Source organism: Streptomyces sp. NPDC055632 (assembly GCF_053618675.1).
In genome coordinates this window covers 106038-121104 of sequence record NZ_JBSHHY010000024.1, presented here as the reverse complement: position 1 = coordinate 121104, position 15067 = coordinate 106038, and the positions used below count along the sequence as shown (strand labels likewise).

General features: G+C 71.4%; 15 protein-coding genes. 1 reads left to right on the top strand and 14 read right to left on the bottom strand.

What is annotated here, in order from left to right:
* The 13 genes from ACWGSR_RS26845 to pyrR all read right to left on the bottom strand — a co-directional run.
* Positions 1–500, bottom strand: a 500-nt coding sequence (locus ACWGSR_RS26845; RefSeq protein ID WP_376328902.1) for an S-adenosylmethionine synthetase N-terminal domain-containing protein, incomplete at its 3' end; no start/stop codon positions are given.
* Between the two features lie 269 nt (positions 501–769).
* On the bottom strand, positions 770–1981 hold the full coding sequence (gene coaBC / locus ACWGSR_RS26840; RefSeq protein ID WP_376243709.1) for a bifunctional phosphopantothenoylcysteine decarboxylase/phosphopantothenate--cysteine ligase CoaBC: 1212 nt from the start codon (positions 1979–1981) through the stop codon (positions 770–772).
* A gap of 120 nt (positions 1982–2101) precedes the next feature.
* Positions 2102–2374 (bottom strand): DNA-directed RNA polymerase subunit omega, encoded by a 273-nt coding sequence (gene rpoZ, locus ACWGSR_RS26835; RefSeq protein WP_005319902.1) that lies wholly within the window; start codon positions 2372–2374, stop codon positions 2102–2104.
* A 28-nt stretch (positions 2375–2402) separates the two neighbouring features.
* Positions 2403–2966, bottom strand: a complete 564-nt coding sequence (gene gmk, locus ACWGSR_RS26830) for a guanylate kinase (RefSeq protein ID WP_366377637.1) — start codon at positions 2964–2966, stop codon at positions 2403–2405.
* Positions 2967–3038: 72 nt separating this feature from the next.
* Entirely contained in the window at positions 3039–3362 is a 324-nt protein-coding gene (locus ACWGSR_RS26825; protein ID WP_030204477.1) for an integration host factor, read from the bottom strand.
* A 330-nt stretch (positions 3363–3692) separates the two neighbouring features.
* The gene (gene pyrF / locus ACWGSR_RS26820) at positions 3693–4538 is read right to left on the bottom strand and encodes an orotidine-5'-phosphate decarboxylase (RefSeq protein WP_376243704.1); all 846 of its coding nucleotides are present in this window, start codon (positions 4536–4538) and stop codon (positions 3693–3695) included.
* On the bottom strand, positions 4535–5644 hold the full coding sequence (locus ACWGSR_RS26815) for a quinone-dependent dihydroorotate dehydrogenase (protein ID WP_453569668.1): 1110 nt from the start codon (positions 5642–5644) through the stop codon (positions 4535–4537). The genes pyrF and ACWGSR_RS26815 overlap by 4 nt, the downstream gene beginning before the upstream one ends.
* A 78-nt stretch (positions 5645–5722) precedes the next feature.
* A complete protein-coding gene (carB, locus tag ACWGSR_RS26810) occupies positions 5723–9031 on the bottom strand; it encodes a carbamoyl-phosphate synthase large subunit (protein ID WP_453569665.1) in 3309 nt (1102 codons plus the stop codon).
* A complete protein-coding gene (gene carA, locus ACWGSR_RS26805; protein ID WP_376243696.1) occupies positions 9024–10172 on the bottom strand; it encodes a glutamine-hydrolyzing carbamoyl-phosphate synthase small subunit in 1149 nt (382 codons plus the stop codon). The genes carB and carA overlap by 8 nt, the downstream gene beginning before the upstream one ends.
* Positions 10169–10741, bottom strand: coding sequence for a PH-like domain-containing protein (locus tag ACWGSR_RS26800; protein ID WP_376243693.1), 573 nt, complete (start codon positions 10739–10741; stop codon positions 10169–10171). The genes carA and ACWGSR_RS26800 overlap by 4 nt, the downstream gene beginning before the upstream one ends.
* Positions 10738–12024 carry a dihydroorotase gene (locus ACWGSR_RS26795; RefSeq protein ID WP_376243690.1) on the bottom strand — a complete coding sequence of 429 codons (1287 nt, stop codon included), beginning with the start codon at positions 12022–12024 and terminating at the stop codon, positions 10738–10740. The genes ACWGSR_RS26800 and ACWGSR_RS26795 overlap by 4 nt, the downstream gene beginning before the upstream one ends.
* Positions 12025–12026: 2 nt before the next feature.
* Positions 12027–13016, bottom strand: a complete 990-nt coding sequence (locus ACWGSR_RS26790) for an aspartate carbamoyltransferase catalytic subunit (RefSeq protein ID WP_351973949.1) — start codon at positions 13014–13016, stop codon at positions 12027–12029.
* Positions 13017–13099: 83 nt separating this feature from the next.
* Complete coding sequence (gene pyrR, locus ACWGSR_RS26785; RefSeq protein ID WP_366377630.1) at positions 13100–13675, bottom strand: bifunctional pyr operon transcriptional regulator/uracil phosphoribosyltransferase PyrR; 576 nt, start codon at positions 13673–13675, stop codon at positions 13100–13102.
* 243 nt (positions 13676–13918) lie between these two features.
* Between pyrR and bldD the strand changes: the two genes are divergently transcribed.
* On the top strand, positions 13919–14419 hold the full coding sequence (gene bldD, locus ACWGSR_RS26780) for a transcriptional regulator BldD (RefSeq protein ID WP_017242229.1): 501 nt from the start codon (positions 13919–13921) through the stop codon (positions 14417–14419).
* A 208-nt stretch (positions 14420–14627) separates the two neighbouring features.
* Here bldD and nusB read toward each other — a convergent pair whose 3' ends face one another.
* Positions 14628–15065, bottom strand: a complete 438-nt coding sequence (gene nusB, locus ACWGSR_RS26775; RefSeq protein ID WP_376239196.1) for a transcription antitermination factor NusB — start codon at positions 15063–15065, stop codon at positions 14628–14630.
* Positions 15066–15067 lie beyond the last annotated feature (2 nt).

Genomic DNA, 15067 nt, shown 5'->3' with positions numbered 1-15067 from the left:
GTCCCGTTCTTGCGGACCTCGGTCAGCCGGCGCGACAGCCGGTGCGCGAGGTGGATCGGCAGCGGCATCAGCTCGGGCGTCTCGTCCGACGCGTACCCGAACATCAGGCCCTGGTCGCCCGCACCCTGCTTGTCGAGCTCGTCCTCGTCGCCCTCGACCCGCTTCTCGTACGCGGTGTCGACGCCCTGGGCGATGTCCGGGGACTGCGACCCGATGGACACCGACACGCCGCAGGAGGCGCCGTCGAAGCCCTTCTTCGAGGAGTCGTAACCGATCTCGAGGATCTTGTTCCGGACGAGGGTGGGGATGTCCGCCCACGCCTTGGTGGTCACCTCTCCGGCGACGTGCACCAGGCCGGTGGTGATCAGCGTCTCGACGGCGACGCGCGAGGTGGGGTCCTCGCGCAGCAGGGCGTCGAGGATGGTGTCGCTGATCTGGTCAGCGATCTTGTCGGGGTGTCCCTCGGTGACGGACTCCGAGGTGAACAGACGACGGGACACAACGCTCCCTGGGGTTGCAGCGGCTGCTGGCTACTCGTGGCTCGGACCGGCAGGGGGCTGCGCCCCGCGACGTTCCACGAACAGTCTATCGGTCGTGGTCGGGCTGTGGACCAGGTGTCTCGCCCGGCGAATGGCCCGGGGCGGCCGGAACCGGCCGCCGACAAGGGCGGAACGTCCGTTCCGGTGGGACGCGAATCACTCGCCAGGAGGTGTTTCGCCCTCCTTCTCCCGGGTGATGGCGTGCCGCGGGGTGGCCGGACCCGGACATCTCAGTCGGTGGGACGGAGCCGCGGCAGGACCAGGTCCCAGACCGTCTCGGCGAGCGCTTCCTTCGGGCCGTACGGCACGGGGGTCTCGGCGCCGTCCGCGGCGAGCACCACGGCCTCGTTCTCCTCGGAGCCGAAGGTCTTGCGCTCCCCCACCTCGTTGACGACGAGGAGGTCGCAGCCCTTGCGGGCGAGCTTCTCGCGCCCGTTGGCGAGGACGTCGTCGGTCTCGGCGGCGAAGCCGACGACCACCTGGCCGGGCAGGGCCCGGTCGGCGGAGAGCTCGGCGAGGATGTCGGGGTTGCGGACGAGCTCGACGACGGGGGCTCCGTCGTCGCCCTTCTTCTTGATCTTGCCGGGGGCGTAGACGGCCGGCCGGAAGTCGGCGACGGCGGCCGCCATGACCACCGCGTCGGCGTCGGCGACGGCCTTGAGGACGGCCTCGCGGAGCTGGACGGCGGTGCCGACGCGGACGACGTCGACGCCGGCCGGGTCGGGGAGGCCGGTGTTGGCCTCGACGAGGGTGACCCGGGCGCCCCGGGCGGCGGCGGCCCGGGCGAGGGCGTAGCCCTGCTTGCCGGAGGAGCGGTTGCCCAGGTAGCGGACGGGGTCGAGGGGCTCGCGGGTGCCGCCCGCGCTGACCACGACGTGGCGTCCGGCGAGGTCGGGGGCGGCGGCGCCCCGGGCGAGGACGCGGCGGCAGACCTCGAAGATCTCGCCGGGGTCCGGCAGCCGTCCCTTGCCGGTGTCGACGCCGGTGAGGCGGCCGACGGCGGGCTCGACGACGACGGCGCCGCGGCGGCGCAGGGTCGCCACGTTCTCCTGCGTCGCCGGGTGCTCCCACATCTCGGTGTGCATGGCGGGGGCGAAGACGACGGGACAGCGCGCGGTGAGCAGCGTGTTGGTGAGCAGGTCGTCGGCGAGGCCGTGGGCGGCCTTGGCGAGCATGTCTGCGGTGGCGGGGGCGACCACGACGAGGTCGGCGGCCTGGCCGATGCGCACGTGCGGCACCTCGTGGACGGACTCCCACACCTCGGTCGAGACGGGGTTGCCGGAGAGCGCGGACCAGGTGGCCTCGCCGACGAAGTGCAGCGCGGAGTCGGTCGGCACGACCCTGACGTCGTGGCCCGACTCGGTGAACCTGCGGAGCAGCTCGCACGCCTTGTAGGCGGCGATGCCGCCGCTGACGCCCAGGACGACCTTCGGCTTTGCCACGACTTCCACGACTCCCCGCACTCGGACGCGCACTCGGATGCGTACGACTCCATGAGACACCACAGGCCCGGCGGATGTTCCGCCGGGCCTGTGGTGACAGATATGACAAACGCTACGTGCTTACTGCGCCGGGCCCTCGATGGCCTCGGACGTCAGCAGGCCCGCGTTGATCTCGCGCAGCGCGATCGAGAGCGGCTTCTCGTGGACGTGGGTGTCGACGAGCGGACCCACGTACTCCAGCAGGCCCTCGCCGAGCTGGGAGTAGTACGCGTTGATCTGACGCGCGCGCTTGGCCGCGTAGATCACGAGGCTGTACTTCGAGTCCGTGGCCTCGAGCAGCTCGTCGATCGGCGGGTTGATGATGCCCTCGGGCGCGGTGATGGAAGAGGACACGCTCTACCTTCCGAAGATGGAAAAAAGATCAGACAACGTTCATCAACGTTAGCAGCTCGCGCGCGACGTCCTCGACGGAGGTGTTGACGAGGGTGGTGTCGAACTCGGACTCGGCGGCCAGCTCGACCTTCGCGGCGTCGAGGCGGCGCTCGATGACCTCGGGGGACTCGGTGCCGCGGCCGGTGAGGCGGCGGACCAGCTCGTCCCAGCTCGGCGGGGCGAGGAAGACCAGCTGGGACTCCGGCATGGAGTCCTTCACCTGGCGGGCGCCCTGGAGGTCGATCTCCAGGAGGACGGGCTCGCCGGCGTCGAGGCGGTCGAGGACCGCGCCGCGCGGGGTGCCGTAGCGGTTCCCCGCGAACTCGGCCCATTCGAGGAGCTCGCCGTTGGCGATCAGCTTGTCGAACTCGTCGTCCGTCACGAAGAAGTAGTGGACGCCGTGCTTCTCGCCGGGGCGCGGCTTCCGCGTCGTCGCCGACACCGAGAGCCAGACCTCGGGGTGGACCTTGCGCATATGCGCGACGACCGTGCTCTTGCCGACCCCCGAGGGGCCGGAGAGCACGGTCAGCCGCGGACGTACCTCTGCTGCCATGCAGCGATTATTCCAGTGGTTCACCCCTGCTTGCGCAGGGAGGACGCCGCATGCCGGGAATGTCCCGAAAGGTCAGGCGCCGGTGGAGCCGAACTCTCGCTCCAGGGAGGCGATCTGGTTGGAGCCGAGACCGCGCACCCGGCGGCTCTCGGAGATGCCGAGCCGCTCCATGATCTGCTTGGCGCGGACCTTGCCCACGCCCGGCAGGGACTCGAGGAGCGCGGAGACCTTCATCTTGCCGATGACGTCGTTCTCCTGGCCGGTCTTGATGACCTCGTGGAGGGAGGCTCCGGAGTGCTTGAGTCGATTCTTGACCTCGGCCCGCTCCCGGCGAGCCGCGGCGGCCTTCTCGAGCGCGGCAGCGCGCTGTTCAGGGGTAAGGGGCGGAAGAGCCACGCCTACGTCACCTCGGATGTCGATCTGTCGGATACGGACCGGTGAGGAACCTAGTCGCCCCGCACCAGTGGAGCAACGGTCAGCGGAGTGGCCGCTGAACGCCTGCTCTGCCCCGGAGACTAGCGGCCGAGGCCGCTCCAGTCAGCGAGAACAGCGGAAAAGTCCTGGTCAGCATCGACCGACCAGGACTTTTCCGGCATAACGACCGGGTTTTGAGCCAAGATTTCGTCAAGTGCCGGGACGGCCGGCCGGAGCGGGCCCGGAAACCGGCCCGATCCGCTCCGACCTGCGGATTGGTCCCGGACCGGTCCCGGACCGCTCCCGACGGGGTTACGCGCCGACGGCCGCGCGGATCTCGTCCGCGTACCGGAGCGCCGAGTCCCGCAGGGCGGTCGCGTCCGGACCGTGCCGCAGGACCCCGCGGCTGACGTTCGGGACGACGTTGCGGACCGCCGCGCCGAAGACGGCGGGGAGGTCGGCGGGGGTCGCGCCCTGGGCGCCGATGCCGGGGGCGAGGAGCGGGCCGTTGATGTCCAGGTCGAAGGAGGACAGGTCGCCGAGGGTGGCGCCGACGACCGCGCCGAAGGAGCCCATGGGGGCCTCCCCCGCGTTCTCCTCGGCCAGGTGGGCGAGCATCGTCGCGCCGATCGTCCTTCCGGCCGGGTCGTCGGTGCGGACGGCCCGCTGGACCTCGCTCCCCTCCGGGTTCGAGGTGAGGGCGAGGACGAAGAGGCCGGCGCCGGACTCCCGGGCCAGGTCGACGGCCGGCTTCAGGGAGCCGTAGCCGAGGTACGGGGAGACCGTGAGCGCGTCGGAGAAGAGCGGGGAGTCCTTGCGCAGGAAGGCCTCGGCGTAGGCGGCCATGGTGGAGCCGATGTCGCCGCGCTTGGCGTCCATGACGACCAGGCCGCCCGCCGCGCGCAGGTCGGCGACGGCGCGCTCCAGGACGGCGACGCCGCGCGAGCCGAAGCGCTCGAAGAAGGCGGACTGGGGCTTGAAGACGGCCACGGTGCCGGCGAGGGCCTCGACGACGGTGAAGGTGAAGCGCTCCAGACCGGCGATGTCGTCGGTGAGGCCCCAGGAGTCGAGCAGGGCGGCGTGCGGGTCGATGCCGACGCAGAGCGGGCCGCGCTCGTCCATGGCGGAGCGCAGGCGGGATCCGAAGGAGAGCGTCACGGGGTGGCCTTCCGGTTGTCGGCGCCGACGGCCTCGGCGAGGGTGGCGTACGGGGAGGCCGCGAGGCGCGCGGCGAGGCCCTTGTGGATCGCGCGGGCGTAGAACGGGCCCTCGTAGACGAAGGCGCTGTAGCCCTGGACGAGGGTGGCGCCGGCGAGGATGCGCTGCCAGGCGTCCTCGGCGTTCTCGATGCCGCCGACGCCGACGAGGACCAGGCGGTCGCCCACGCGCGCGTGGAGGCGGCGCAGGACCTCCAGGGAGCGCTGCTTGACCGGGCGGCCGGACAGGCCGCCGGTCTCCTTGACCAGCTCGGGGGCGGACTTCAGGCCGAGGCCCTCGCGGGCGATGGTGGTGTTGGTGGCGATGATGCCGTCGAGGCCGAGCTCCAGGGCGAGGTCGGCGACCGCGTCCACGTCCTCGTCGGCCAGGTCGGGGGCGATCTTGACCAGGAGCGGGACCCGGCGGTCGGTGACCGTGCGGTCGGCGGCCTCCCGCACGGCGGTCAGGAGGGGGCGCAGGGACTCGGTGGCCTGGAGGTTGCGCAGGCCCGGGGTGTTCGGGGAGGAGACGTTGACGACGAGGTAGTCGGCGTGCGCGGCGAGGCGCTCGGTGGACTTCACGTAGTCGGCGGCGGCCTCGGCCTCGGGGACGACCTTGGTCTTGCCGATGTTGACGCCCACGACCGTCCTGAAGACCGGCACGCGCGCGTGGAGGCGGGCGGCGACGGCGGCGGAGCCCTCGTTGTTGAAGCCCATGCGGTTGATCAGGGCGCGGTCCGGGACGAGCCGGAAGAGGCGCTTCCTGGGGTTGCCGGGCTGGGCCTCGCCGGTGACGGTGCCGATCTCGACGTGGTCGAAGCCGAGCATCGCCATGCCGTCGATGGCGACGGCGTTCTTGTCGAAGCCGGCGGCGAGGCCGAAGGGGCCGTGCATCCGCAGGCCCAGGGCCTCGGTGCGCAGCTCCTCGTACCGGGGGGCGAGGGCGGCGGCGACGAAGGTGCGGAGCACCGGGACGCGGGCGGCCAGGCGGATCCAGCGGAAGGCCAGGTAGTGGGCCTTCTCGGGGTCCATCCGCTTGAAGACCAGGTGGAAGAACAGCTTGTACATCGTCCGAAATATCCCTTGTTCGGTCATGAAGAGGGGGACACCGCGCGGTGGCCGGTGTCCCCCTCTTCGTACGGGCTGCTAGTCGCGGGCCGCGACGAGGTGCTCGGCGTGCTCCTGGAGGGAGCGGACGCCGGCGCCGCCGTGGTTGAGCGCGTCGATGCCCTGGACGGCCGCGGCGAGCGCCTGGACGGTGGTCAGGCACGGGACGCCGCGGGCGACGGCGGCGGTGCGGATCTCGTAGCCGTCGAGGCGGCCGCCGGTGCCGTAGGGGGTGTTGACGATGAGGTCGACCTCGCCGTCGTGGACGAGCTGGACGATCGTCTTCTCGCCGTTCGGGCCCTCGCCCTCGCTGAGCTTGCGCACGATCGTGGCGTTGATGCCGTTGCGCTTGAGGACCTCGGCGGTGCCGGAGGTGGCCAGGAGCTCGAAGCCGTGGGCGACCAGCTCGCGGGCCGGGAAGATCATCGAGCGCTTGTCCCGGTTGGCGACCGAGATGAACGCACGGCCCTTGGTCGGCAGCGGCCCGTACGCGCCGGCCTGCGACTTGGCGTACGCCGTGCCGAAGACCGAGTCGATGCCCATGACCTCGCCGGTGGAGCGCATCTCCGGGCCGAGGACGGTGTCGACGCCGCGGCCGTGGATGTCGCGGAAGCGGCTCCAGGGCATGACGGCCTCCTTGACGGAGATCGGCGCGTCGAACGGCAGGGTGCCGCCGTCGCCGTTCTTCGGCAGCAGGCCCTCGGCGCGCAGCTCGGCGATGGTGGCGCCCAGCGAGATGCGGGCGGCGGCCTTCGCCAGCGGCACCGCGGTGGCCTTGGAGGTGAAGGGGACGGTCCGGGAGGCGCGCGGGTTGGCCTCCAGGACGTAGAGGATGTCCCCGGCCATCGCGAACTGGATGTTGATCAGGCCGCGGACGCCGACGCCCTTGGCGATGGCCTCGGTGGAGGCGCGCAGCCGCTTGATGTCGTGGCCGCCGAGGGTGATCGGGGGCAGGGCGCAGGCCGAGTCGCCGGAGTGGATGCCGGCCTCCTCGATGTGCTCCATCACGCCGCCGAGGTAGAGCTCCTCGCCGTCGTAGAGCGCGTCCACGTCGATCTCGATGGCGTCGTCGAGGAAGCGGTCGACCAGGACCGGCCGGGTGGGGCTGATCTCGGTGGACTCGGCGATGTACGACTCCAGGCGGGCCTCGTCGTACACGATCTCCATGCCGCGGCCGCCGAGCACGTACGACGGGCGGACCAGGACGGGGTAGCCGATCTCGTCGGCGATGGCCTTGGCGCCGGCGAAGGTGGTGGCCGTGCCGTGCTTGGGGGCCGGGAGGCCCGCCTCGGCGAGGACCTGCCCGAAGGCGCCGCGGTCCTCGGCGGCGTGGATGGCCTCGGGGGAGGTGCCGACGACCGGCACGCCGTTGTCCTTGAGCGCCTGGGACAGGCCCAGCGGGGTCTGGCCGCCGAGCTGGACGACGACGCCGGCGACGGGCCCGGCGAGGGTCTCGGCGTGGACGATCTCCAGGACGTCCTCCAGGGTGAGCGGCTCGAAGTAGAGCCGGTCGGAGGTGTCGTAGTCGGTGGAGACGGTCTCGGGGTTGCAGTTGACCATCACGGTCTCGTAGCCCGCGTCGCTCAGGGCGAAGGAGGCGTGGACGCAGGAGTAGTCGAACTCGATGCCCTGGCCGATGCGGTTCGGGCCGGAGCCCAGGATGATCACGGCGGGCTTCTCGCGCGGCGCGACCTCGTTCTCCTCGTCGTAGGAGGAGTAGAAGTACGGGGTCTTCGCGGCGAACTCGGCGGCGCAGGTGTCGACCGTCTTGTAGACCGGGCGGACGCCGAGGGCGTGCCGGACCTCGCGGACGACGTCCTCGCGCAGGCCGCGGATCTCCGCGATCTGGACGTCGGAGAAGCCGTGGCGCTTGGCCTCGGCGAGCAGCTCGGGGTCGAGCTTCTCGGCGGCGGCCAGCTCGTCGGCGATCTCCTTGATCAGGAAGAGCTGGTCGACGAACCACGGGTCGATCTTCGTGGCGTCGAAGACCTCCTCCGGGGTGGCGCCGGCGCGGATCGCCTGCATGACGGTGTTGATCCGGCCGTCGGTCGGGCGGACGGACTCGCGCAGCAGCGCGTCCTTGTCGCCGGGCTCGCCCACGAAGGTGAACTGCGAGCCCTTCTTCTCCAGGGAGCGCAGGGCCTTCTGCAGCGCCTCGGTGAAGTTGCGGCCGATCGCCATGGCCTCGCCGACCGACTTCATGGTGGTGGTCAGCGTGGAGTCGGCGGCGGGGAACTTCTCGAAGGCGAAGCGGGGGGCCTTGACGACGACGTAGTCGAGCGTGGGCTCGAAGGACGCCGGGGTCTTCTCCGTGATGTCGTTCGGGATCTCGTCGAGCGTGTAGCCGACGGCGAGGCGGGCGGCGATCTTGGCGATCGGGAAGCCGGTCGCCTTGGAGGCCAGGGCGCTCGACCGGGAGACGCGGGGGTTCATCTCGATGACGATGATCCGGCCGTCGGTCGGGTCGATCGCGAACTGGATGTTGCAGCCGCCGGTGTCGACGCCGACCTCGCGGATGATCGCGATGCCGATGTCGCGCAGCCGCTGGTACTCGCGGTCGGTGAGCGTCATCGCCGGGGCGACGGTGATCGAGTCGCCGGTGTGGACGCCCATCGGGTCGAAGTTCTCGATGGAGCAGACGACCACGACGTTGTCGTTCTTGTCGCGCATCAGCTCCAGCTCGTACTCCTTCCAGCCGAGGATGGACTCCTCCAGGAGCACCTCGGTGGTGGGAGAGAGGGTCAGGCCCTGGCCGGCGATGCGGCGCAGCTCCTCCTCGTCGTGGGCGAAGCCGGAGCCGGCGCCGCCCATGGTGAAGGAGGGGCGGACGACGACGGGGTAGCCGCCGAGCGTGTCGACGCCCTTGATGACGTCTTCCATGGAGTGGCAGATGACCGAGCGGGCGGACTCGCCGTGGCCGATCTTGGCCTTGACGGCCTCGACGACGCCCTTGAAGAGGTCGCGGTCCTCGCCCTTGTGGATGGCCTCGACGTTGGCGCCGATCAGCTCGACGCCGTACTTCTCCAGGACGCCCTGCTCGTGCATGGAGATCGCGGTGTTCAGCGCGGTCTGGCCGCCCAGCGTCGGCAGGAGCGCGTCGGGGCGCTCCTTGGCGATGATCTTCTCGACGAACTCCGGAGTGATCGGCTCGACGTACGTGGCGTCGGCGATCTCCGGGTCGGTCATGATCGTGGCCGGGTTGGAGTTGACCAGGATCACCCGCAGGCCCTCGGCCTTGAGGATGCGGCACGCCTGGGTGCCGGAGTAGTCGAACTCCGCGGCCTGGCCGATCACGATCGGGCCGGAGCCGATGACCAGGACGGACTGGATATCGGTGCGCTTAGGCACGCTCGGCCTCCATCAGGGATACGAAACGGTCGAAGAGGTACGCGGCGTCGTGCGGACCCGCGGCCGCCTCGGGGTGGTACTGGACCGAGAAGGCCGGCCGGTCGAGCAGCTGGAGGCCCTCCACGACGTTGTCGTTGAGACAGACGTGGGAGACCTCGGCGCGGCCGAAGGGGGTGTCGGAGACCTTGTCGAGGGGCGCGTCCACGGCGAAGCCGTGGTTGTGCGCGGTGACCTCGACCTTGCCGGTGGTGCGGTCCTGGACCGGCTGGTTGATGCCCCGGTGGCCGTACTTCAGCTTGTACGTGCCGAAGCCGAGGGCGCGGCCCAGGATCTGGTTGCCGAAGCAGATGCCGAAGAGCGGCGTCCTGCGCTCCAGGACGGCCCGCATGAGGGCGACGGGGCCGTCGGCGGTGGCCGGGTCGCCGGGGCCGTTGGAGAAGAACACCCCGTCGGGCTGGACGGCGTAGACGTCCTCGACGGTGGCGGTGGCGGGCAGGACGTGGACCTCGATGCCGCGCTCGGCCATCCGGTGCGGGGTCATGCCCTTGATGCCGAGGTCGACGGCGGCGACGGTGAACTTCTTCTCGCCGACGGCGGGGACGACGTAGGTCTCCTTGGTGGCGACCTCGGCGGAGAGGTTCGCGCCCTTCATCTGGGGCTGCGCCTTGACCTTGGCGAGCAGGGCCTCGTCGCGGACGCCCGTCCAGGCCTCGCCGGAGAAGATGCCGACGCGCATGGCGCCGCGCTCGCGCAGGTGGCGGGTGAGGGCGCGGGTGTCGACGCCGGAGATCCCGACGACGCCCTGGCGCTCCAGCTCCTCGTCGAGCGAGCGGCGCGCGCGCCAATTGGAGGAGACGCGGGCGGGGTCGCGGACGACGTAGCCGGAGACCCAGATGCGGCCGGACTCGGGGTCCTCGTCGTTGACGCCGGTGTTGCCGACGTGCGGGGCGGTCATGACCACCACCTGGCGGTGGTACGAGGGGTCGGTGAGGGTCTCCTGGTAGCCGGTCATGCCGGTGGAGAACACGGCCTCGCCGAAGGTCTCCCCCACGGCCCCGTAGGCGCGACCGCGGAAGATGCGGCCGTCCTCCAGGACGAGTACGGCGGGAGCCTTGGCGGGTCCCCTGGTGGAGGTCGTCATCGTGCGATGCCTTCCGTTGCGCTGGTCATGGAGTTGACGGTCTCGACCCAGGCGGTGTGTTCCGCCGCCCGGTCGGACCGGAAGCCGGAGTCGAGCAGGGTGCCGCCGTGCTCCCAGGTGACGATCAGGAGCCCGCCCTCGGCGAGGACCTTTCCGGCGATGCCCTTGTCGAGGCGGGCCTCGCGCAGGGCGTCGGCCGGGATGTGGAAGTCGTTCGCCCCGGGGCGCACGACCGTGATCCCGGCGTCGGTGAGCGTGAGCTCGACGCGGCTGCGGGTGCCGAGGCCGTGGGCGACGATCCGGTCGAGCCAGTGCCCGGCGGTCGTGGACCCGTGGTAGCGCCCGCTGAGGGTCAGTTTCGCCTCGCCGGCCGTCTCCGGCACGGCGGACAGGGCGGGGAGGTCGGACTGGAGGCTGCCGCGCCACTTCCATCCCTGGCGCATGAGCCAGTACACGAGGGCGATGAAGACCAGCAGTCCGGCGACCCAGCCGAGCCGTCCGGCCCAGTCGGTCACCTCCGCCGACTTCTGTTCGGCTGCCTCTGCGGCGATTGCGATGAGTGGTGTCACGCCAGCTTCCCGTCCACGACCGTTGCCCGGCCCCGCAGGAAGGTGTGGGTGACGCGTCCCGGCAGCTCGCGGCCCTCGTACGGGGTGTTGCGGCTGCGGGAGGCGAAGTCCGCGGGGTCCACGACTCCACGGTAAGCCGGATCGACCAGGGTCAGGTTCGCGGGCTCACCAGCCGAGACGGGACGTCCGTGGCCCGTGGCCCGGCCGATGCGGGCGGGAGCGAAGGACATGCGGTCGGCGACGCCGGCCCAGTCGAGGAGGCCGGTCTCGACCATCGTCTGCTGGACGACGGAGAGGGCGGTCTCCAGGCCGACCATGCCCATGGCGGCGGCGGCCCACTCGCAGTCCTTGTCCTCGTGCGGGTGCGGGGCGTGGTCGGTGGCGACGATGTCGATCGTGCCGTCGGCCAGCGCCTCGCGGAGCGCGAGGACGTCCTTCTCGGTGCGCAGCGGCGGGTTGACCTTGTAGACCGGGTTGTACGAGCGGACCAGCTCGTCCGTGAGGAGGAGGTGGTGCGGGGTGACCTCGGCGGTGACGTCGATGCCGCGGGACTTGGCCCAGCGGACGATCTCGACGGAGCCGGCGGTGGAGAGGTGGCAGATGTGGACGCGGGAGCCGACGTGCTCGGCGAGGAGGACGTCGCGGGCGATGATCGACTCCTCGGCGACGGCGGGCCAGCCGCCGAGGCCGAGCTCGGCGGAGACGATCCCCTCGTTCATCTGGGCGCCCTCGGTGAGGCGGGGCTCCTGGGCGTGCTGGGCGACGACGCCGCCGAAGGCCTTCACGTACTCCAGGGCGCGGCGCATGATCACGGCGTCGTCGACGCACTTGCCGTCGTCGGAGAAGACGGTGACGCCGGCGGCGGAGTCGTGCATGGCGCCGAGCTCGGCGAGCTTCTTCCCCTCCAGGCCGACGGTGACGGCGCCGATGGGCTGCACGTCGCAGTAGCCGGACTCCTTGCCGAGGCGCCAGACCTGCTCGACGACGCCGGCGGTGTCGGCGACCGGGTGGGTGTTGGCCATGGCGAAGACGGAGGTGTAGCCGCCGGAGGCGGCGGCGCGGGTGCCGGTGAGGACGGTCTCGGAGTCCTCTCGGCCGGGCTCGCGCAGGTGGGTGTGGAGGTCGACCAGGCCCGGCAGGAGGATCTGCCCGCCGGCCTCGATCACGGTCGCGCCCTCGGCGGACAGGCCGGTGCCGACCTCCGCGACGGTCTCGCCGTCGATCAGGACGTCCTGGACCTCGCCGCCGAGTACCTTCGCGCCGCGGATAAGGATCTTGCTCATGGTTACTTGTTCTCCTCGGTGCGCGCGGCGGGGGTGGTGGTGACGGCGGGCTCGGAGCCGCCAAGGAGCAGGTAGAGCACGGCCATGCGGACGGAGACGCCGTTGGCGACCTGCTCGACGACCGTGCAGCGGTCGGAGTCGGCGACCTCGGCGGTGATCTCCATGCCGCGGACCATGGGGCCGGGGTGCATCACGATGGCGTGCTCGGGCATCCTGGCCATCCGCTCGCCGTCGAGCCCGTAGCGGCGCGAGTACTCGCGCTCGGTGGGGAAGAAGGCGGCGTTCATCCGCTCGCGCTGCACGCGCAGCATCATCACGGCGTCGGACTTCGGCAGCACGGCGTCGAGGTCGTACGAGATCTCGCAGGGCCAGGTCTCGACGCCGACGGGGACCAGGGTGGGCGGGGCCACCAGGGTGACCTCGGCGCCGAGGGTGTGCAGCAGGTCGACGTTGGAGCGGGCGACCCGGCTGTGCAGGACGTCGCCGACGAGGGTGATCCGCTTGCCCGCGAGGTCCTGGCCGAGTCCGGTGTCGCGGCCGACGAGGCGGCGGCGCATGGTGAAGGCGTCCAGGAGGGCCTGGGTGGGGTGCTGGTGGGTGCCGTCGCCGGCGTTGACGACGGGGGCGTCGATCCAGCCGGAGGTGGCGAGGCGGTACGGGGCGCCGGAGGCGCCGTGCCGGATGACGACCGCGTCGACGCCCATGGCCTCCAGGGTCTGGGCGGTGTCCTTGAGGGACTCGCCCTTGGAGACGCTGGAACCCTTGGCCGCGAAGTTGATGACGTCGGCGGAGAGGCGCTTCTCGGCGGCCTCGAAGGAGATCCGGGTCCGGGTGGAGTCCTCGAAGAAGAGGTTGCAGATGGTGCGGCCGCGCAGGGTCGGCAGCTTCTTGATGGGCCGGTCGGCCACCCGGGCCATCTCCTCGGCGGTGTCGAGGATCAGTACGGCGTCGTCGCGGGTGAGGTCGGCGGCCGAGATGAGGTGACGCATCATCGGGGTTTCTCTCCGTGGTGGGGAGGCGTGAGGGCGTGCGGGGGCAGGGAGGTGCCCCGGCCCCGGCGGGGAAGCCGGTCCGGCTAGGAGGCGGGCTTGGAGCCGAGCAGGACGGTGTCGCGACCGTCTTCCTCGGCGAGCAGGACCTTGACCGTCTCCCGCAGCGACGTGGGGAGGTTCTTGCCGACGTAGTCGGCGCGGATGGGCAGCTCGCGGTGGCCGCGGTCGACGAGGACGGCGAGCTGGACCGCGCGGGGGCGGCCGATGTCGCCGAGGGCGTCGAGGGCGGCGCGGATGGTGCGGCCGGAGAAGAGGACGTCGTCGACGAGGACGACGAGGCGCCCGTCGATGCCGTCGGCGGGGATCTCGGTGCGGCCGATGGCGCGGGCGGGCTTCATCCGCAGGTCGTCCCGGTACATGGTGATGTCCAGGGAGCCGACCGGGACCTTGGTGCCGGTGATGGCGGCGAGCTTCTCGGCGAGCCGGCGGGCGAGGAAGACGCCGCGGGTGGGAATGCCGAGGAGGACCACGTCGTCGGCGCCCTTGGCGCGCTCGACGATCTCGTGGGCGATGCGGGTGAGGACCCGCGCGATGTCGGGGCCTTCGAGAACGGGCCGCGCGTCGTCGCCGTGCTGCTGGGTGTCCAGCTGGGTGTCCATGGGAAACGGACCTCCTTCTCCGCCTCACGGGACGGCTCTTAAAGGACGTCGTACTTGCGCCCTCACCCTACCAGGGGTGGCGCGGCGCTCTTCGCGCACCCGGGCGCCCCTCCGGGCGCCGTCCCCCGGGAGGAGGCGGTACGGACCTTTCGGCTTGACGGGTGGGTGTAACGCTGCGTAACCTCACAGTGAGTTACCAGCCGCGCGGCGCAGCCGCATGTCGTCACAGCGTCCGGGAGCGTTATGTCCAGCGAATACGCAAAGCAGCTCGGGGCCAAACTCCGCGCCATCCGCACCCAGCAGGGTCTCTCGCTCCACGGGGTGGAGGAGAAGTCCCAGGGCCGCTGGAAGGCCGTGGTGGTCGGCTCCTACGAGCGGGGCGACCGCGCCGTGACCGTGCAGCGCCTCGCCGAGCTGGCGGACTTCTACGGGGTGCCGGTGCAGGAGCTCCTGCCGGGCACGACGCCGGGCGGGGCCGCCGAGCCGCCGCCGAAGCTGGTCCTGGACCTGGAGCGCCTGGCCCACGTCCCGCAGGAGAAGGCCGGCCCGCTCCAGCGCTACGCGGCGACGATCCAGTCGCAGCGCGGCGACTACAACGGCAAGGTGCTGTCGATCCGCCAGGACGACCTGCGCACGCTCGCCGTCATCTACGACCAGTCCCCCTCGGTCCTCACCGAGCAGCTGATCAGCTGGGGCGTGCTGGACGCGGACGCGCGCCGCGCGGTCGCCCACGAGGACAACTGACCCTTCCGCAGGGCCCAGCAGAAACGTACCGCCGGATCCGTGGACGTCACCGACGTCCACGGATCCCGTGCTTTCCGGGCCCGTACGGGGGCGCTCCCGGGCCCGAGGGGGCTCCGGATCCCCCAGGGTTGACCCGAACGGCCGAAGGGGCCCGCGGCATCGAGTGCTGCGGGCCCCTTCGGCCGTCTGTCGGCGGGTGGGCGCGGACTCAGGCGTCCACGTCCCGGCGCAGGCGCGGCTTCAGGTCCTTGAAGCGCGCCAGGAGGCCGTTGACGAAGGCCGGCGACTCGTCGGTGGAGAACTCCTTGGCGAGCTGCACCGCCTCGTCGATCGCGACCGCGTCCGGCGTGCCGTCCTCCCAGATCAGCTCGTACGCGCCGAGGCGCACGATGTTCCGGTCGGCGACGGGCATCCGGTCGAGGTCCCAGTCCACCGCGTAGGTGGCGATGAGCTCGTCGATGCGCGCCACGTGGGACGCGTACCCCTCCACCAGCTGCATGGTGAACTCGTTGACCGGCGGCTGCCGGTCGTCCGACCGGGCGTGCCGGACCTGGTCAGCGAGGACCTCCTGCACGGAGGCGCCGCGCTGGTCGGCCTCGAAGAGGATCTGGAAGGCGCGCTTGCGGGCCTTGCTCCGGGCGGCCACGG